Genomic DNA, 18,535 nt, shown 5'->3' with positions numbered 1-18,535 from the left:
CGCCGCAAGCCGCGCCTTCAAGGCGACGAGTTTCGCACAGGCATCAGCGCCAAGTCCATGAGAAAGCAGCAGGAACCGGTGTCCCGGGCCTGCACCGAATACGCGTAAAACTTCTGTCAAAAAAGTGCTGGCGGTCACTGGAAATAGCTGCCAGTGTTTCCTCCAAGGACGCGACGTTTTGCCTCTTGTTCCAAGTCGGCACGACTGGAACCGCGAAAACGGCGGGTCTAACGGGAGGTCGGCGACAGGGTTTGCAAAATCCATAGGGATTTGAAATATTCAATGTCGCCAAACCAGAAAAGAGCTGCGACAGCAGCCGTTTGGGAGCGCTAGAGGGCCTGAGCAGGCTGCTTGACCGGTATTTACTGGCATCAACCAAAGCATAGGGGACAGTAACACAATGAAACTCAAATCGATCCTGGTCGCAGGTGCGGCTATGGCTATGTCGGCGACGATCGCCAACGCGGCCACGCTGGACGACGTTAAGGCGCGTGGCGAGCTGAACTGCATCGTCACCACGGGTCTCGTCGGTTTCGCCTACACGGATGAAAGCGGTAAGTGGAACGGCTTCGACGTCGACTTCTGCCGTGGCGTTGCCGCCGCGGTTCTGGGCGACGGGATGAAGGTCAAATTCGTTCCGACGACCGGTAAGACGCGCTTCACCGCGCTGAACGCCGGCGAAGGCGATGTCCTGTACCGCAACACGACGATCACGATGAGCCGTGACGCCGACCTGAAGCTGACGTTCCTGGGCGTCAACTACTACGATGGTCAGGGCTTCATGGTCAGCAAGGACCTGGGCGTCAGCTCGGCGAAGGAACTGGACGGTGCGTCGGTCTGCATTCAGACCGGTACGACGACCGAACTGAACCTGGCCGACTACTTCCGTGCCACGGGCATGTCCTATGAGCCGGTTCCGATCGAAACCAACGAAGAAGCGCGCACGAACTACCTGGCCGGCCGCTGCGACGTTTACACGACGGATGCCTCGGGCCTGGCTGCCAGCCGCGCCACCTTCGATGATCCGAAGAACCACATCATTCTGCCGGAAATCATCTCCAAAGAACCGCTGGGTCCGGCGGTCCGTCAGGGCGATGACGACTGGGCGGACGTGAACCGCTGGGTTCTGAATGCCATCATCGAAGCCGAAGAGTACGGCATCACCTCGGCCAACGTTGACGAAATGGCTGCCAATCCGCCGAACCCGACGGTTGCTCGTATTCTGGGCGCCGAAGGCAACTACGGCGAAATGATCGGCCTGGACAACGAATGGGCCAAGCGCGTGATCAAGGCCGTCGGCAACTATGGTGAGATCTTCGACCGTAACATCGGTCCGAACACCGAAATCGGCCTCGAGCGTGGTCTGAACGCTCAGTGGAAAGACGGCGGCATCCTCTACGCCCCGCCGATCCGCTAAGACCGAATGAATGTCGGGGCGGCACGCAAGTGCCGCCCCGATCTTCTTTAATTTCAATTTTCCATGCGTTTGTCGATTTTCCGGGCAGACCATATCCCGATTATTTTACGGGATTGCCCCTGCCCTCGACTGGGCCCAGCCCTTACAGAAATTTGGGGGACCGTAAGTGTTAACGCTCGGGGAGTATCTATATCATGTCCGCTGTAGCTGACTCGGATCGGCAAAGCGCCGGCCTGCTCAGCCTCTGGTACAATCGGGAGGCACGGCAGGTAATCATCCAGATCTTCACCATCGCGGTGGTGTTCGCAGCCGTCTTCTATCTGGCTCGGAACGCCGCCATCAACCTGGAGCGGATTGGTAAGGATCTGGGCTTCGCCTTCCTTCTCGAACCGTCCAGCTACGACATCAACCAGACGTTCATCGAATATTCGTCGCGCAGTTCGCACCTTCGCGCGGCGGTCGTGGGGGTGATGAACACCTTCGCCGTCGCCATCTGCGGTGTCTTTCTGGCGACGATCGTCGGGTTCGTTCTCGGGGTTCTGCGGCTTAGCAAGAACCTGCTGATGAACAAGATGGTCTACTGCTATGTCGAGGTGGTCCGGAACGTTCCGGTCCTGCTGTGGATCCTGCTGATGCACGGTTTCGTCGTGCACACGCTGCCGCATCCGAAACAGGCGGGGGACATCGCAGAGACGTTCTTCTTCTCGAACCGCGGCATCAACATGCCGAGCCCGACCTTCGAACCCTTGTTCTGGGCAAGCGCCTTCGTCTTCGTCGCCGGCATTGTCGGCGCGGTGATCTACAAGCGCCATGCTAAGAAGGTCCAGGACGAGACGGGCAAGATCCTGCCGGTCCTGTGGGTGTCACTGGGCCTTGTGATCGGCGCACCGATCGTCGTGTTCCTGGTCACCGGCATGCCGATCGAATGGAGCATTCCGGAACTGAAGGGCTTCAACTTCAAGGGCGGTGTGACCGTCAAGCCGGAACTGATGGCTCTGACGCTGGCGCTGGCGCTCTACACCTCGGCCTTCATCGCCGAAATCGTCCGCGCGGGCATTCTGGCGGTCAACTACGGCCAGACGGAAGCCGCCGGGGCTCTGGGTCTGCGAAGCAATCGTACGCTTCAGCTGGTGGTTATCCCGCAGGCGCTGCGGGTCATCGTGCCGCCGCTGACCAGCCAGTATCTGAACCTGACGAAGAACTCGTCGCTGGCGATCGCCATCGGTTACATGGACGTCACGGCCACCCTGGGCGGCATCACGCTGAACCAGACCGGCCGCGAAATGGAATGCATGCTGCTGCTGATGGCGATCTATCTCACCATCTCGCTGGCCATTTCATCGTTCATGAACTGGTACAACAAACGTATCAAGCTGATCGAGCGGTAGGAGGTCAGAGATGAGCATTACGACGCAATCCTACGAGCCGATGCAGACCAGCCCGCCGGAATACAAGCCCGGTGAACATCCTGATCTGCCGCCGCCCCGCAACCTTGTCGGCCCCGTGAAATGGGCCAAGGACAATCTGTTTGGCAGCGTGACCAATACGATCCTGACGATCGTCGCGGTCTACCTGCTGTACCTGATGGTTCCGGGGATCCTGGACTACTTCTTCTTCAATGCGGCATTCGAGGGCTCGTCCCGTGCCGAATGCCGGGAGATCGCGACGGGCGCCTGCTGGGCGTTCATCGACGAGCGGATTTCGGTCTTCACCTATGGGTTCTATCCCGAAGAAGAGCGCTGGCGCCCGAACCTGGCCTTCGTGCTGCTGTTCGTGGCCCTGGCCCCGGTCCTGTTCGACAAGGTGCCCTACCGGGAAAAGCTGATCGTCTTCTCCCTGATCTATCCGCTGCTGGCGGTGCTGCTGATCGTCGGACCGATTTCCGTCGAGAGCATGCATCTCTCCGAAGGCATTTCCGGTCCGGTAACCTGGCTGGTCATCTTCGCGGCGGCCGTTGCGCTGACCGTCTATGGCCGGCGCACGGGCAACGCCCTTGCCCAGGTGGTCGGGATTGTGCCGGCGGGATTTGTCCTCGTGGCCCTGTTCCTGTCCGACGCTCTCTGGATTGCACTTCCGGATGCGATCGGCCTGACGAACTCGGCATCGGACATCTACATCTTCGAACCGGTGGACACCCACCTGTTCGGCGGTGTTCTGCTGACGATCATCATCGGGGTCACCGGCATCACGCTGTCCCTGCCGATCGGCATCGTCCTGGCTCTCGGCCGGTATTCCAACCTGCCGGCGATCAAGACGCTGTGCATCATGTTCATCGAGTTCATCCGCGGCGTCCCGCTGATCACGCTGCTGTTCGTGGCATCGACCATGCTCAGCTATTTCCTGCCGCCCGGTACGGATTTCGATCTGCTGCTGCGGGTGCTGATCATGGTGACGCTGTTCGCATCCGCCTACATGGCGGAGGTCATTCGCGGCGGTCTGCAATCGCTGCCGAAGGGCCAGTTCGAAGCCGCCGATGCGATGGGCCTAAAGTATTGGCAGACCATGCGCCTGATCATCCTGCCGCAGGCCCTGAAGGTCTCGATCCCCGGGATCGTGAACACCTTCATCGGCCTCTACAAGGATACGACACTGGTGCTGATCATCGGGCTGCTCGATATCCTTGGGGTCGGCAAGACGGCCATTTCGGACCCGGCCTGGAACGGCCTGTCCACCGAAGTCTACATCTTCGTGGCCCTGTTCTTCTTCGTCTCGTGTTTCGGCATGTCGCGGTATTCGCTCTATCTCGAGCGGAAACTCCATACCGGCCACAAACGATAAGATTGCGAATAAAGGAAAACCGTCATGAGCGACGTCGCTGGAAAAGCTGAAAGCATGGTCAACACCGATGAGGTGGCGATCCAGATCAACCAGATGCACAAGTGGTACGGCGAGTTCCATGTGCTGAAGAACATCAACCTGACCGTTCCGCGCGGCGAACGGATCGTCATCTGCGGCCCGTCCGGGTCCGGCAAGTCCACGATGATCCGCTGCATCAACCGGCTGGAGGAACACCAGCAGGGCCAGATCATCGTCGATGGGATCGAACTGACGAACGACCTGAAGAATATCGACGCGATCCGTCGCGAGGTCGGGATGGTGTTTCAGCACTTCAACCTGTTCCCGCACCTGACCGTGCTGGAAAACTGCACACTTGCCCCGATCTGGGTACGCAAGACGCCGAAGCAGGAAGCGGAAGAAACCGCGATGCACTTCCTCAACAAGGTGAAGATCCCGGAACAGGCCCACAAATACCCGGGCCAGCTTTCCGGCGGTCAGCAGCAGCGCGTGGCCATTGCGCGCTCGCTGTGCATGAACCCGCGCATCATGCTGTTCGATGAGCCGACATCGGCGCTCGACCCCGAGATGATCTCGGAGGTTCTGGACACGATGATCGACCTCGCCAAGACCGGCATGACCATGCTGTGCGTGACGCACGAAATGGGTTTCGCCCGCAAGGTCGCCGACCGCGTCATCTTCATGGATGGCGGCGAGATCATCGAGGAGAACGAACCGGAAGAGTTCTTCACCAATCCGCAGAACGACCGGACCAAGCTGTTCCTGAGCCAGATTCTGAACCACTGATCGGTCCACGTTTAGGGGGGGAGGTCATCGCCGCATCGTCGGGATGAACCTCAGCGGAAACGGGCGCTGCTGACGGGATCGGCAGCGCCCGTTTTCTTTTCCCTGCTTGCCGGGTAAAAGCGCCGGGCAAGGAATCGAGTTGGGGGAGTATCGAATGCGCATTGCGATAGTCGGCGCCGGGGCGATCGGCGGCATGCTGGGCGCCCTGCTGGCCAAATCCGGTTGCGATCCGTTGCTGGTTGCCAGAGGGGAAACCCTGGCGAAGATCCGCGACGGGGGTATCGCCTTCGATGAGGGGGATCAGCGCTTCACGGTGGCGCCGCGTGTGACGGACGATCCCGCCGGTCATGGCCATCAGGACCTTGTCGTGATTGCCGTCAAGGCGCATCAGATCGAAGGGGCGTTACCCGCCATCCAACCGCTGGTCGGACCGAAAACCCGAATTCTGACCGCCATCAACGGGGTCCCCTGGTGGTTCTTTCAGGGGATCGGCGGCGAACTGGACGGGCGCGTCCTGCACCGTGTCGATCCGACCGGTACCCTGGCAAGGACCTTCGACCCGGCGTGCATCATCGGCTGTGCCGTCTATCTGGCAGCCGAGATTCAGGCGCCGTACACGGTCGTCAGCGCCGGGGTGCGAAAGCTGGTAATCGGTGGTGCGTCCGGTGACGACACGGGTTTCCTCACCGATGTCGCCGAATTGTTCGAAACATCCGGCATCCCAGCGCCGGTCACACCGAACATCCGGGCGGAGGTCATGAACAAACTGATGGGCAATCTTTGGGCAAACCCGATTTCCGTAATCATCGGCGGCACGATGGCGGAACTGACTGCCGATAGTAACGTGCGCGACGTCGGGCGCCGCATGATGGCAGAGTTCGAGACCCTGTGTTCGACCGGCTTGGGGCTGACCATGCCGCTCAGCATCGACAAGCGGCTTGAGGGGGCGGCAAAGCTCGGCGCGTTTCGCACGTCCATGCTGCAGGATATAGACCGGGGACGGCCAATCGAGTTGGAAGCCATCCTGGGCGCGGCAATCGAAATCGCGGACATGGTCGGCACACCATCGGAAACCATGCGGACTGTCTACGCATTGACGAAGCTGAAGGCGGAACTGGCCGGTTGCTACGCGACACCTCCCGGATTGAAGCCGCTTCAACAGACCGGGATTTGACGTCGGTCGCCTTCAAGGCTTAAAAATTCAGGGTCACTCCAGACAAGGAATTCGGCCATGGCCTCAAAGCCCAGCCTGCGCCCGAGCCCCGGCATGCGCTGTGCATTGCCGGATCGGCGTCAGGTATTGGCAAGCGGCCTCGCCGGTTTTGCCTGCGCGGCAGTACCGGGACTGGCTGAAGCGGAAAGCCGGGAGGCGCTGACCTTCTTTCGCATCGGTACCGGCCCACCATCGGAAACCCTCTACAGTCTAGGCACGGCGATATCCGCCGGGATCAGTCGCCCGCCGGGCAGCAGCCCGTGTGACGAAGGCGGCGTCTGCGGCGTGCCCGGGCTGATTGCGGTCGCGCAATCGCGCGAAGGGTCGATCCCCAGCATCCGCGATCTGCGCAACAACGAGCTGGAATCCGCCCTCGTCTATGCCGACATCGCCTACTGGGCTTACAAGGGGGGCGGTCCGTTTTCAGACGGTCGCGGCGTGCCCGACCTTCGGGTAATCGCCGATCTGATACCGGTCTCGCTTCATGCTGTGGTCCGGGCCGATTCCGGTATCCGGTCGATCCGCGACCTGCATGACAAGGTCGTGTCCGTCGGTCCGAACGGATCCGGCACCGACCGGATCGTCGACGTTCTGCTGCGGGCCAATGGCCTGAACATGACCGAGATCCACCCCGTCCGGCTGGGCCCGGGACCGGCCGCAGATCGCTTGATCAGTGGCGAGATCGATGCGTTCTTCGACATGGGGGCCTATCCGATCGACGCGGTTGTCGAACTGACGGACGAGATCGATATCCGGCTGCTGCCCATCGATCCCCTGACGATGGAGACGCTGAAACCCTTCTTCCCATTCCTGAAGAACGGCCGCATACCGATCGGGGCCTATCGCGGCACGGAGGAGGCGGACACAGCAAAACTGGGTGTTCACTGGGTCGTGCGGGAAAGCATGGATGCCGAGTTGATCCGGGCGATCACGCAGGCCTTGTGGCAGAGCAGTACCGCCGACGTGTTCAACCTGAACAATCCCGGCCATCGGTTCCCCACCATAGGGGAGGGCCAGCCCCAGGGCCTCATTCCGCCCCATCCGGGCGCCGCGGCCTATTACAGCGAAGTGTCGCGAACCGGCTGAACCCCGCCCGCCGACACACCTGCGGATCAGTGGGACATCAGAACCGGTGCGATCATCCCCCTCAGAACCGTGCGCGTCGCACCGCCCATGATGGTCTCACGCAGCCTGGAATGGCCATAGGCCCCCATCACGATCAGATCCGCACCAATATCCGACGCCTCGTTCAGGATCGCGGTCCCGGCGTCGATTCCCGCCGATGTCGACCGCCGGATTTCTGTTCGGACGCCATGTGCCGACAGATACCGCGCCGGATCGTCGCCGATATATTCATCCGTGGGCGTATCCAGACCGGCAGTCAGAATGGTTACCTCAGAAGCCGAATTGAACAGCGGCAAAGCATCCGCCATTGCGCGTGCCGCCTCTCGGGTATTGGTCCAGCACAACAGGACATGTCCTCCTGCCGGTTTTTTCTGCCCGATATACGGAATGATCAGGACCGGGCGGCCGGCGGCCAGAACCAGATTGTCCGGCAATTCCTCTATTTCCGCCGGCTCTTCATCCGGCTTCGCCTGCCCGACGACGATCAGGTCGCAGCCCCGGCCGACTCGGCACAGGACCTGAACCATATCCCCTCGCCCCTCCACGAACTCCGATCGGTCCTGGCGACCCGCGGCCTGGACTTTGCCTTCGAATTTGGACCGAGCATCGGCAACGAGCCGGTGTTGCTCCTGAATCAGCGCGTCCACGACATCGGCAGGGATCTGCGCCGCGGCATAGGTTGGAATGCGTGGCTCCATCTCGATGGCACAGCCGATCAGATGGGCGTCCTGCGCCTCCGCGAATTGCAGCGCCGCGCTCAGCGCGCGGTCACCACGCTCGGTACCGTCATAGTGAACCAGAATGCGTTTAAGGCTCATCTGCGTGCTCCTTTTCGTATCCGGCCGGTTGATCAGCCTAAGACATAATACGCCGAAGGAGCGGTCGCCGCCTTGATGTCCCTCAATTCCCCCAAAATGCCTTAAATCATGCCGAGGACGCGCCACCAGAGGAAGTTCAACGGCAGCAGGACGGCAAAGCTGAGCGCCGCCACGAGAAGCACCAGCTTCGTGGCGTCGGAAAGCCGTGCCCCGCCCAGCGCGATGGCCAGAATGATGGGCGGTGCCTGATAGGGCAGCAACGTGGTCGAATAGGACAGAACCACTGCAGCAAGGGAGGTTTCGAGCGGCAGGCCGGAGGCCTCACGCAGGGGTTCGACCAGCGGCACCATCACGGCGGGGAGGCCCGGCATGGTCGTCACCAGCGAAATCACCCCGCCGCCCAGAGCAAGGGAATAGTAATTCAGCAATCCCTCCCCTTCGGCCAGCGGCAGGATCTCCGCCATCGCGGCCCCCAACTGTGCCCCCAGGCCGCTATCCGCGATCAGGGCGCCCAGAGCCAGGATGCCTGCGACATAGATGACGAGGCCGACATTGACCTGCTTGAAGGCGTCATTGCCGAGCACACCGATCCCCGGCAGCAGGCAGGCTGACGCGGCAGTCAGACCGATCCAGGCCGGCGACACGCCGTGCAGGACATCGGTGGCCCATCCGACCAGCACGCAGATCAGAATGACGGCCAATCGCTTTTCGGGCGCACTCATCGGTGCGGTTTCGATATCGCTGCTATCGATTTCCACCCGATCGCGGAAAAGGTACCAGGCGACCGCGCAGATCACCGCCGCCTTGAAGAGGCCGAGAAACGGGAAGTGCAGCAGCAACCATTCGCCATAGAGCGGCGCGATCCCGTATTGCTTCTCCACCGCCCCGACGAAGACCATGTTCGGTACGGTCGCCGGCAGAATGCCGTTCGGCGGGTTGAAACAGGCGAAACCGGTCGTCAGTGCCACCCCGACCCGGCCGATCCGCCCCTCGCGCAGCCCGTAGCGGTCCGCCAGCGCCAGCGCGATGGGCATCAGCAGCACCACCCGACCCATGCTGGAAGGCATGAAGAAGGCGATGGTCATGGCAACGAAGACCAGTCCGGCCAGCAAGCCGCCATATGTCGGCGGAAACAGGCGCGCCAACGCCCGCGCCACCCGGGCACCCAGTCCTGTCTGGTTGATCGCCGCGCCGAGGATAAGGCCGGACAGAACCAACCAGAACGCCTTGCTGGCGAAACCGGAGAAGATCAGCGAAGCCGGAGCGATGGCGAACACCATCGCTATGGTGAAGAACAGAAGTGCCGTGACATGTTCGGAGGTTACGCCCGTGGCATAGAGCGTGATCGTCCCGACGATCAGGCCGGCGACCGGCGCCACGGACGGGCCCAGCCCCAGCGGGTCCAGGAAGGCAACCAGGGCGGCCGAGGTCAGACCCGCCAGCGCGAGCAGTGCCGTCGGCCTGGCCAGCCCGGACATTGCCTAGACCGACAGTCTGGCGTCCGTCGACCCCAGAAACCACCGATAGGTTTCCGCCAGTCCGTCGCGCAACGCCACCTGCGGCGCCCAGCCAAGTCCGCGCAGACGGCTGGAATCCGCAAGCTTGCGCGGGGTGCCATCGGGCTTGGTCTTGTCAAAGACCAGCGTGCCTTCAAAACCGACGACATCCCGGATAAGAGATGCCAGTTCCGCGATGGGCAGTTCTTCACCGGAACCGACATTGACCATGTCGTACGGGACGTCGTTCTCCAGGCAGAACCGCGCGGCATTGGCCATATCGTCGACATGCAGGAATTCACGCAACGGCGTACCGCTGCCCCAAATCGTCATCGTGTCGGCACCCGCCAGTTTCGCCTCGTGCGCCTTGCGCATCAGTGCCGGGATGACGTGGCTCTTCTCAAGGTCGAAATTGTCCCCGGGGCCGTAGAGATTGGTCGCCATCAGGGTGACCGACTTCATGCCGTACTGTTTGGCATAGGCGCGGCACATCATCAGACCGGCGATCTTGGCTACCGCATAAGCCTCGTTGGTCGGCTCCAGCGGACCGGTCAACAGATGCTCTTCCTTGATCGGCTGCGGCGCGTGTTTCGGATAGATGCAGGTCGAGCCCAGATAGATAAGCTTGTCCACGCCGGTCTCGCGGCAGGATTCGATGACGTTTGTCTGGATCGCCAGATTGTCGTGGATGAAGGTGCCGGGATAATCGTTGTTGGCAACGATTCCGCCGACCTTCGCCGCGGCGCAGACCACATGCCGCGGTCTTTCGGCGCGGAAAAAGTCCCGGACTGCCGCCTGATCACGCAGATCCAGTTCGGCGGAGCGACGCGTGATCAGATTGGTGTAGCCCGCCGCCTCCAGCGCCCGGCAGACCGCGGAGCCGACCAGGCCGCGATGGCCCGCGACGAATATCGGTTCGGACCGGTCCAACACCATGCGGATCAGTCCCCGGCGCGGGTATGAACGGCGTGACCGGCATCCACCAGCGTGCGCTCCCGCCGGGCCAGATCCATGTCGTGATCCACCATCATCCGCACCAGTTCCTCGAAACCGACCTTGGGCTCCCAACCCAGGCGCTCCTTGGTGCGGGTCGGATCGCCGAGCAGATGATCGACCTCTGTCGGGCGCAGATAGCGCGGATCGAAGTCGACATGTTTCGCCGGGTCCAATCCCGCATAGCCGAAAGCCAGATCCAGGAAGTCGCGCACCGAATGCGCCTCGCCCGTCGCGACGACATAGTCGTCCGGCTCGTCCTGCTGCAGCATCAGCCACATAGCCTCGACGAAGTCGCCGGCGAAGCCCCAGTCGCGTTTGGCGTCCAGATTACCCAGGAACAGCTTGTCCTGAAGGCCCAGCTTGATGCGGCCTACGGCACGGGTGATCTTGCGGGTCACGAAGGTCTCGCCGCGGCGCGGGCTTTCATGGTTGAACAGGATGCCGTTCGCCACGAAGAGGTTGTAGGCCTCGCGGTAATTGGTCCCGAACCAGAATGCCGCAACCTTGCCCACCGCATAGGGGCTGCGCGGATAGAAGGCCGTGTCTTCGTTCTGGGGCGGTTTGGCGGCGCCGAACATTTCCGAACTGCCCGCCTGATAGAGCTTCACCTGCTTCTTGGTCGTGTGAATGTAATCGCGCAGGGCCTCCAGCAGCCGCAACGCCCCGGTGCCCACAACGTCAGCCGTGTATTCCGGCTGGTCGAAGCTGACCCGCACATGGCTTTGCGCGCCCAGGTTATAGACCTCGTCCGGCTGAACATGCTCCAGAATCCGGCGCAGCCCGGTGCCGTCCGCCAGATCGCCATAATGCAGGTTCAGACGCAGATGGCTTTCATGCGGGTCCTGATAGATGTGATCGATCCGCTCCGTCGTGAAGGTCGAGGCCCGGCGCACAAGGCCGTGAACTTCATACCCTTTCGACAGCAGCAACTCCGCCAGATAGGAGCCGTCCTGACCGGTGATACCCGTGATCAATGCCTTCTTCATACCGCGTCCGTCCGCACCACTATTCAAATGTCCAGAAAATGAGCCGCATAGCTACGCGCGCCGCCGGGGATGGTCAAGTTTGACGGGCATTGCGGCTTGCCAGCACTGCGACCCCGCCGCACAATTTCCCGATGACAGAAGTGAGCGATATCGGCGGCTACCATGCCCACGTGTATTTCGATGCGGAATCCCTGCCCCGCGCCCGGGCTTTGTGCGAAGCCGCCCGGGATCGGTTCGGGCTGCGTATGGGGCGAGTCCACGAACGCCTGGTCGGGCCACACCCGAAGTGGTCCTGCCAGCTTCTGATGCCGGCGGAAAAGTTCGCCGCGGTGATCCCGTGGCTGAACGTGCATCGCAACGGGCTGACCGTCTTCGTGCACCCTCTGACCGGCGACGATCTTTGGGACCACAAGCACGGGGCAATGTGGCTAGGCGAAAGCGTCCCGCTGAACCTGGAGATGTTCGAGATGGAGGACGCCGACTAGCGCCCTCCCCCGAAAGCGTCGGCTCAGTCCACTTCTTTCAGGACGTCGCCCAGTATGCCGACCAGATCGTCGATGTGCTTTTTCTCGCAGATCAGCGGCGGCGACATTGCGATGATATCGCCGGTGACGCGGATCATCGCCCCCTTTTCGAAGGCCTTCACCATGACATCGTAGCCGCGTTCTCCGGGCGCGCCCGGTCGCGCGGAAAGCTCAACCGCCGCCACAAGGCCCATATTCCGGATATCGACGACGTTCGGATGGCCCTTCAGAGAGTGGATCGCGTCCGCCAGATAGGGTTCCAGAGCCCGCGCGTTTTCGAACAGGCCCTCCTCCCGATACGTCTCCAACGATGCAAGGCCGGCCGCCGCGGCGACCGGGTGGCCGGAATAGGTATAGCCGTGGAACAGTTCGATCGGCGCGTCGGCCGTATCCAACATCGTATCGTAGATTTCCTTGCGCACAGCGACCGCGCCCATCGGGATTACCGCGTTGGTCAGCCCCTTCGCGCAGGTCAGGATGTCCGGCATCACGCCAAGGCGCTCCGCCGCCGTCGCAAAGCCCAGGCGGCCGAAAGCGGTGATGACTTCATCGAAAATCAGCAGAATGCCATGCTTGTCGCAGATTTCGCGCAGACGCTTCAGGTAGCCCTTCGGCGGCAGAAGCACACCTGTCGATCCGGCCATCGGTTCGACGATCACCGCGGCGATGGTCGACGCGTCGTGCAGGGTGACAAGCTTCTCCAGATCATCGGCGAAATGCGCGCCGTATTCCGGCTCGCCCTTGGTAAAGGCGTTGTGTTCCAGGTCGTGGGTGTGGCGAATATGGTCCGCCCCGGCCAGCAGCGACCCGAAATACATCCGGTTCTTCACGATGCCGCCGACAGTGATCCCACCAAAGCCGGTGCCGTGATAGCCGCGTTCGCGCCCGATCAGGCGGGTCCGCGTGCCCTGGCCGCGCGCCCGCTGATAGGCCAGCGCGATCTTGAGGGCGGTGTCCGCGGATTCGGAGCCGCTGTTGGTGAAGAAGATGTGATCGAGGTCGCCCGGAAACAGGTCCCGCAGCCGGCTGGCAAGTTCAAAGGCCTTGGGATGGCCGAACTGGAAAGTCGGTGCAAAATCCAGCTCCGCGACCTGTTTCTGCACCGCCTCCACGATCTTCGGACGGGCATGACCGGCATTGACGCACCACAGGCCGGCGGTCCCGTCCAGAACGTCCCGGCCATCGGCACTCTTGTAATACATGCCTTCAGCGGAAACGAGGATCCGGGGATCCTTCTTGAAACGCCGGTTCGCCGTAAACGGCATCCAGAAGGCGCTGAGATCGTTTTGGGTCATTCCGTCGGGCATGGGTTCAGGCTCCGCCACCAGTATGTTTCGAAGGCCGATACGGTAGCGATCCCTCAATCGTTAACACAACCCCTTTTCTTGCCCGCCTTAAATCCATGATTTACCTGACAGATCAGGCCAGTATGTTATCTATACTTAACAACTGAAACACTTTGGAGCGGCAGGCGGTGGAGATCGGCGACAGATTGCGGGCGGTACGACAATCCTTCGGGCTCTCCCAGCGGGCGCTGTCCCGACGCTGCGGCGTGACCAATGCCACGATTTCCCTGATCGAATCCGGAAAGTTGAGCCCGACTTTCGGGGTCCTGAAGAAGATCACGGACGGATTGTCGCTCGACCTTTCGGAGTTCTTCGGCTTCGAGGAACCCAAGTCGGAACAGGTCTTTTATTCCGGCGACGAGTTCCGGGAACTGCGCAACGGCAAGATCCTTTACCGCCAAGTCGGCCGCGACCTGTCCACTCACGCGCTGCAAATGCTCTATGAAACCTACGATCCGGGCGCGGATACCGGAAAGGTCATGCTGAAACACGAGGGCGAGGAAGCGGGCGTCATCATCGAGGGCCGGCTGGAAGTCTGGGTCGGCAGCGCCAAGAGGGTTCTGAAGGCCGGCGACGGCTATTCCTTCCGCAGCAGCATCCCCCATCGGTTTCGCAACCCGTTCGACGAAACCTGTACCGTGGTCAGCGCCTGTACCCCGCCTTCCTTCTGATCGCCGGGAATGCCGAAAATCCGCGCGGGCCTTGCCGTTTGGAGACTCCGGGACTAGAAACGGCGCGTTCACCCGCCTTGATCGCTGTGTCCGGAGCCGCAATGGCGCTGCATCAGGAATATTCCAACGGTCTGTTGCTGGCCTGGCCGACGCCGATTTTGCGTCGCAACGTCGATGACGCGAGCCTGCTGTCGGCGCTGCGCGATCAGATTCTGGCGCGGGAAGCGGACGATCCCGAAGGAATGCCGCGCGCGCTGGTCAATGGCTGGCATTCCAGGTTGGACCTGATGGAATGGCCGGGCGACGCGATCGCCGACCTGAAACAGCATATCGGGGACGCCCTGTCCGACTTCATGACGATGATGGCGAATGGCCGTCACGTGTCCGGTACCGCCCACATTACCGCCTGGGCGAACATCAGCCGTCGCGGCGGCTTTCACCGCCTTCACACCCATCATTCGTCGATGATCTCCGGCGTCTTCTATGTCGACATCGGACTGGCCGATCCGGAGGACACCGCATTCAACGGGTCCCTGACCTTCGTCGACCCAAGGCAGGCGGTGGAGATGATCCCCATGCCGGGTCAGCCCTTCGGTGAGAAGATCAAGATCGATCCGAAAGCGGGAATGATGCTGCTGTTCCCCAGTTGGCTGAAGCATTTCGTCGATCCGTTTCGAGGCGAAGGAACGCGGATTTCCATCGCCTTTAACATTGCCACGCCCGATGCTCGCGTCGCCGACGCGGGAACGGGCCAATCCATGGAGAAACAAAGCTCATGATCCCGCGTTACAGCCGCAAGGAAATGGCCGACATCTGGGAACCCGCGAACCGGTTCCGCATCTGGTTTCTGATCGAAGCCCATGCCTGCGATGCCCTGGCGGAGCGCGGCGTCATCCCGAAAGACGCCGCCGCAGCGGTCTGGGCCCGCGGCGACAAGCCCTATACCGACGAGCGCATTGCCCGGATCGACGAAATCGAGCGGGAGACCAAGCACGATGTCATCGCATTTCTGACCGAACTGGCCGAACAGGTTGGCGATGAGGCACGGTTCGTCCACCAGGGCATGACATCGTCCGACGTGCTGGATACCTGTCTTGCGGTTCAATTGACCCAGGCGGCGGATCTGCTGCTGGGGGACGTGGACCGCGTGCTCGACGCCCTGAAAAAGCGCGCGCTGGAGCACAAGAACACCGTCTGCATCGGTCGCTCCCACGGCATCCATGCCGAGCCGACAACCTTCGGCGTGAAACTGGCCGGCCATTATGCCGCCTTTGCGCGCAACCGGGAGCGCCTGCTGGCGGCCCGCGCGGACATCGCGACCTGCGCAGTCTCCGGCGCCGTCGGCACATTCGCCAATATCGACCCGTCGATCGAGGACCATGTCGCGGCGAAGCTGGGCCTGACACCCGAGCCGATGTCGACCCAGGTCATTCCCCGTGACCGCCACGCCCAGTTCTTTGCAACGCTCGCCGTCATTGCCGGGTCCATCGAGAACCTGTCCGTCGAAATCCGCCACCTGCAGCGCACCGAACTGCGCGAGGCGGAAGAGTACTTCTCGCCCGGCCAGAAGGGCTCCTCTGCGATGCCGCACAAGCGCAACCCGGTCCTGACCGAGAACCTGACCGGCCTCGCCCGGATGGTCCGCGCCTATGCCCTGCCCGCCCTGGAAAACGTCGCCCTGTGGCATGAACGGGATATCTCCCACTCCTCTGTCGAGCGCATGATCGGCCCCGATTCAACGGTCACCCTGGATTTCGCCCTCAACCGACTGGCCGGCGTTGTCGAGAATCTGGTCGTCTACCCGGAAGAGATGATGGCGAATCTCAACCGATTGGGCGGCCTGCACAATTCGCAGCGCGTGCTGCTCAACCTGACCCAGGCCGGGATGAGCCGCGAGGACGCCTATCGTGCCGTGCAGCGCAATGCCATGGAAAGCTGGAAAACCGGCACCTCCTTTCAGGATTTGCTCAAAGCGGATGAAGAGGTGGCCCGTCACTTGCAGGCGGAGACTATCGACGCACTGTTCGACATGGGCTACCACGTGAAGCATGTGGACACGATCCTGCAACGGGTTCTGGGAGAAACCGGCTCGGCCTAACAGGCCCTTCGCCGCTCTCCTGCTTGCCGCGACACTCCTGTCGCCGACCCTCGTGCTGCCGGACCGGGCCGTATTGGCACAGTCCCAGGACGAGACCGTCGACGGCATGGAGCGGCCGCGCTTCGACGTCACCGAGGAATTCAGCGCCAGCAACATCGACCCGGTCACGCTGGCGATCCTGAACGACGCCCTGAAGAGCCTGCAATTCTTCGCCATTGCCCAGTTGGAGGCGGATGAGGATATCGGCCTGGCCCAGAGCGGTGTGGTGCGCGGATACCTGGCCCGGCGGCAGAAACAGGATGCCATCGACAATGCCGAGCGGATCGAGGACCCGATCTGGCGCGCACGGTCCTACATCTGGATCTCCGACTATGTTCAGGTCGTGGAAAAGAACCGCGACGAGGCCCGGCAGTGGATCGACCGGGCAGTCCAAGAGGTTCTGGCCCTGCCTGAAATGCGGGACGAGGGGGAATCGCTCCAGATCGCCGCGCTGCGGCTTGCCGCCAGGCGCTACCCCGAAGCGGCGACCCGCGCGGCCCAGTCGATCCCGGATACACGGACCCGGGTCAGCACCCTGCAGCAGGTCGCGGGCATTGCGCTGAGCCTGAGCGAATCCACAAAGACCCGCGACGAGACCGCCACCATCCTGCGGGCAACCTTCGACGAAGCGGTGGCATTGGACATGGATCCGATCGCCAAATCGGACATCCTGATCGAAATCGGCGCCGTCCAGTTGCAGGCCGGCGACAGCGAAGGGGCGCAGGCCAGTTTCAGGATCGCACAGCAACTGATCCTCGAGGTGCCCGGCGCGCGAAAATACGAAGCCCTGACCCGGCTGGCCGCGAAGATGGTCGAGGCCGGCAACCAGCGCGGCGGCATGATCGTCGTGCGGATGATCCCGGAAGGCGCAGACCGCGCACGGGCCCTCGCCGCCGTCTCCGCAGCGATGGGACGGCGCAACATCGATGCCGCCGTCCCGCTATTCCGGCTGGCCATGGAAGAGACGGAACGGATCGATGATCAGCAGACCCGGTTTGACACGCTGGCCTTTCTCGTCGCCCGCCAATCCGAGGTGGGCCGGCTGGCCGACGCCTTCGAAGGGGCGTTCCTGATCACGGAGGACGTGCCGAGGGCGGAAGCGCTGCTGGGCATGGGCCGTGTCCTGATCTCCCAGGGGAAGCTTGCCGAAGCGCTGGTTCTCAAGGAATACATTCCCTATGTCGGCATGCGCGCCCAGATCATGGGGCCGGTCGCACTGGGCCGCGGCCTGGAACAGGATCCGGAAGGTGCCAGCGCCCTGCTGGCCGAGGCACTGGATCCGACCGGTTTCCCCTACATCCCGGAATATGTTCCGGCGGCGCTGGACGTGGTGCTGACCGCCCAGATCCGCGGTGGGTTGAAGAGTGCGGATCAGGCCATTTTCTCACGCGCCCGGGATCTGGCGGAGGTTCTGCCCGGCGACCTGCCACAGGTCGAGGCCCTGGTTCAGATCGCTATTGCCGAGGCGCGTCGGGGCCGCATCGAAGACGCCCAAAAGACCATCAGCGCCGCCTATCGCATTGCCTTCGAGAACAAGCGGACCAACGGTTTCGACCGGGCGCTGATGGCAATTTCGCTGGCGCAGCTTGCTGCCGGCGACCTGATCGGCGCCTACGACACCGCCGCGCGAATTCCAGAGCCGCCGCCGACGGGACCTTTCCCGCGCACACCGGACGGCGGTTTCGACGTGCCGCGCTACCAGGCCCTGATCCGTGTCGCCGCCGCCGCCGGCCGTCTAGGAGACCCACGCTTCGGCGGGGAAATCGTGACGCGCAAGATCGCCCATGCGCCGGCCAAGGCGACCGGACTGGCCGCCGTCGCCATCGCCATGGCAAACCGCACGACGGATCTGATCGACGTCATCAACGACATTCGGGACGGGGCGCTGCTGTCCCCTGACTTCGATTATCTGAATCGGGTCGCACAGGAGGCGCAGGAAGAAACCGGCGGGGATGCAAGTGGCCTTGGCAATGCGCCGCAGCTCGCCCCCTTGCCGCAGGATGGGTAGAGCGCGAATCTCCCTCGAAGGCACCCGGCCACCACCCAAACCTTGTTCCTGCGGAAGCAGGAACCTTCACTGATCCCGCACCGCGCCAAATCACCAAGGCTCCTGCTTTCGCAGGAGCACGGTGTTGGGGCCGTGAAACCGATGCGGACGTCGCCGGTCATGCGCCCGATACTGCAAGTCGCCAAACGCAAAGGGCGCGCCACCTGGCGCGCCCTT

The 18,535-nt window shown here is 62.3% G+C and carries 16 protein-coding genes; 11 read left to right on the top strand and 5 right to left on the bottom strand.

The genetic code is table 11. The annotated features are described in order from the left end of the window. The first annotated feature begins 400 nt into the window (after positions 1-400). The 6 genes from R8L07_15935 (at position 401) to R8L07_15910 (ending at position 7,298) form a co-directional block, all read left to right on the top strand. A complete protein-coding gene (locus tag R8L07_15935) occupies positions 401-1,417 on the top strand; it encodes an amino acid ABC transporter substrate-binding protein (protein ID MDW3207028.1) in 1,017 nt (338 codons plus the stop codon). Positions 1,418-1,611: 194 nt separating this feature from the next. Continuing rightward, positions 1,612-2,805 carry an ABC transporter permease subunit gene (locus R8L07_15930; GenBank protein MDW3207027.1) on the top strand — a complete coding sequence of 398 codons (1,194 nt, stop codon included), beginning with the start codon at positions 1,612-1,614 and terminating at the stop codon, positions 2,803-2,805. Between the two features lie 10 nt (positions 2,806-2,815). Next, positions 2,816-4,195 (top strand): amino acid ABC transporter permease, encoded by a 1,380-nt coding sequence (locus R8L07_15925; GenBank protein ID MDW3207026.1) that lies wholly within the window; start codon positions 2,816-2,818, stop codon positions 4,193-4,195. A 24-nt stretch (positions 4,196-4,219) separates the two neighbouring features. Beyond that, on the top strand, positions 4,220-4,999 hold the full coding sequence (locus R8L07_15920; protein MDW3207025.1) for an amino acid ABC transporter ATP-binding protein: 780 nt from the start codon (positions 4,220-4,222) through the stop codon (positions 4,997-4,999). A 154-nt stretch (positions 5,000-5,153) separates the two neighbouring features. Then, positions 5,154-6,173 (top strand): 2-dehydropantoate 2-reductase, encoded by a 1,020-nt coding sequence (locus R8L07_15915; protein MDW3207024.1) that lies wholly within the window; start codon positions 5,154-5,156, stop codon positions 6,171-6,173. A gap of 57 nt (positions 6,174-6,230) precedes the next feature. Then, entirely contained in the window at positions 6,231-7,298 is a 1,068-nt protein-coding gene (locus R8L07_15910) for a TAXI family TRAP transporter solute-binding subunit (GenBank protein MDW3207023.1), read from the top strand. Positions 7,299-7,324: 26 nt separating this feature from the next. Here the strand turns inward: R8L07_15910 and R8L07_15905 are convergent, their stop codons facing one another. From R8L07_15905 to gmd, 4 genes are all read right to left on the bottom strand, one after another. Beyond that, the gene (locus R8L07_15905; GenBank protein ID MDW3207022.1) at positions 7,325-8,155 is read right to left on the bottom strand and encodes a universal stress protein; all 831 of its coding nucleotides are present in this window, start codon (positions 8,153-8,155) and stop codon (positions 7,325-7,327) included. A gap of 101 nt (positions 8,156-8,256) precedes the next feature. Then, on the bottom strand, positions 8,257-9,633 hold the full coding sequence (locus R8L07_15900; protein ID MDW3207021.1) for an SLC13 family permease: 1,377 nt from the start codon (positions 9,631-9,633) through the stop codon (positions 8,257-8,259). A 3-nt stretch (positions 9,634-9,636) separates the two neighbouring features. Next, complete coding sequence (locus tag R8L07_15895; protein MDW3207020.1) at positions 9,637-10,581, bottom strand: GDP-L-fucose synthase; 945 nt, start codon at positions 10,579-10,581, stop codon at positions 9,637-9,639. 11 nt (positions 10,582-10,592) lie between these two features. Beyond that, a complete protein-coding gene (gene gmd, locus R8L07_15890) occupies positions 10,593-11,633 on the bottom strand; it encodes a GDP-mannose 4,6-dehydratase (GenBank protein MDW3207019.1) in 1,041 nt (346 codons plus the stop codon). Positions 11,634-11,764: 131 nt separating this feature from the next. Between gmd and R8L07_15885 the strand changes: the two genes are divergently transcribed. Next, the gene (locus tag R8L07_15885) at positions 11,765-12,118 is read left to right on the top strand and encodes a DOPA 4,5-dioxygenase family protein (GenBank protein ID MDW3207018.1); all 354 of its coding nucleotides are present in this window, start codon (positions 11,765-11,767) and stop codon (positions 12,116-12,118) included. 23 nt (positions 12,119-12,141) lie between these two features. Here the strand turns inward: R8L07_15885 and R8L07_15880 are convergent, their stop codons facing one another. Further along, on the bottom strand, positions 12,142-13,464 hold the full coding sequence (locus R8L07_15880; GenBank protein MDW3207017.1) for an aspartate aminotransferase family protein: 1,323 nt from the start codon (positions 13,462-13,464) through the stop codon (positions 12,142-12,144). Positions 13,465-13,631: 167 nt separating this feature from the next. Between R8L07_15880 and R8L07_15875 the strand changes: the two genes are divergently transcribed. From R8L07_15875 to R8L07_15860, 4 genes are all read left to right on the top strand, one after another. Then, a complete protein-coding gene (locus tag R8L07_15875; protein MDW3207016.1) occupies positions 13,632-14,174 on the top strand; it encodes a cupin domain-containing protein in 543 nt (180 codons plus the stop codon). A gap of 101 nt (positions 14,175-14,275) precedes the next feature. Next, on the top strand, positions 14,276-14,953 hold the full coding sequence (locus tag R8L07_15870) for a TIGR02466 family protein (protein ID MDW3207015.1): 678 nt from the start codon (positions 14,276-14,278) through the stop codon (positions 14,951-14,953). After that, positions 14,950-16,272, top strand: coding sequence for an adenylosuccinate lyase (gene purB, locus R8L07_15865; GenBank protein ID MDW3207014.1), 1,323 nt, complete (start codon positions 14,950-14,952; stop codon positions 16,270-16,272). The genes R8L07_15870 and purB overlap by 4 nt, the downstream gene beginning before the upstream one ends. Continuing rightward, positions 16,223-18,319: a hypothetical protein gene (locus tag R8L07_15860; protein ID MDW3207013.1), complete on the top strand. Its 2,097-nt coding sequence runs from the start codon at positions 16,223-16,225 to the stop codon at positions 18,317-18,319. The genes purB and R8L07_15860 overlap by 50 nt, the downstream gene beginning before the upstream one ends. The last annotated feature ends 216 nt before the right edge of the window (positions 18,320-18,535 follow it).

This window comes from Alphaproteobacteria bacterium (assembly GCA_033344895.1).
In the GTDB taxonomy this organism is placed as follows: Bacteria; Pseudomonadota; Alphaproteobacteria; order UBA8366; family Aestuariispiraceae; genus Pacificispira.
The sequence above is the reverse complement of the archived record's forward strand: the minus strand, read 5'-3'. Positions and strand labels throughout refer to the sequence as shown.

Coding starts and splice junctions, on each gene's coding strand:
- R8L07_15935 (MDW3207028.1), top strand. CDS start 401: ATGAAACTCAAATCGATCCTGGTCGCAGGTGCGGCTATGGCTATGTCG.
- R8L07_15930 (MDW3207027.1), top strand. CDS start 1,612: ATGTCCGCTGTAGCTGACTCGGATCGGCAAAGCGCCGGCCTGCTCAGC.
- R8L07_15925 (MDW3207026.1), top strand. CDS start 2,816: ATGAGCATTACGACGCAATCCTACGAGCCGATGCAGACCAGCCCGCCG.
- R8L07_15920 (MDW3207025.1), top strand. CDS start 4,220: ATGAGCGACGTCGCTGGAAAAGCTGAAAGCATGGTCAACACCGATGAG.
- R8L07_15915 (MDW3207024.1), top strand. CDS start 5,154: ATGCGCATTGCGATAGTCGGCGCCGGGGCGATCGGCGGCATGCTGGGC.
- R8L07_15910 (MDW3207023.1), top strand. CDS start 6,231: ATGGCCTCAAAGCCCAGCCTGCGCCCGAGCCCCGGCATGCGCTGTGCA.
- R8L07_15905 (MDW3207022.1), bottom strand. CDS start 8,155: ATGAGCCTTAAACGCATTCTGGTTCACTATGACGGTACCGAGCGTGGT.
- R8L07_15900 (MDW3207021.1), bottom strand. CDS start 9,633: ATGTCCGGGCTGGCCAGGCCGACGGCACTGCTCGCGCTGGCGGGTCTG.
- gmd (MDW3207019.1), bottom strand. CDS start 11,633: ATGAAGAAGGCATTGATCACGGGTATCACCGGTCAGGACGGCTCCTAT.
- R8L07_15885 (MDW3207018.1), top strand. CDS start 11,765: ATGACAGAAGTGAGCGATATCGGCGGCTACCATGCCCACGTGTATTTC.
- R8L07_15880 (MDW3207017.1), bottom strand. CDS start 13,464: ATGCCCGACGGAATGACCCAAAACGATCTCAGCGCCTTCTGGATGCCG.
- R8L07_15870 (MDW3207015.1), top strand. CDS start 14,276: ATGGCGCTGCATCAGGAATATTCCAACGGTCTGTTGCTGGCCTGGCCG.
- purB (MDW3207014.1), top strand. CDS start 14,950: ATGATCCCGCGTTACAGCCGCAAGGAAATGGCCGACATCTGGGAACCC.
- R8L07_15860 (MDW3207013.1), top strand. CDS start 16,223: ATGTGGACACGATCCTGCAACGGGTTCTGGGAGAAACCGGCTCGGCCT.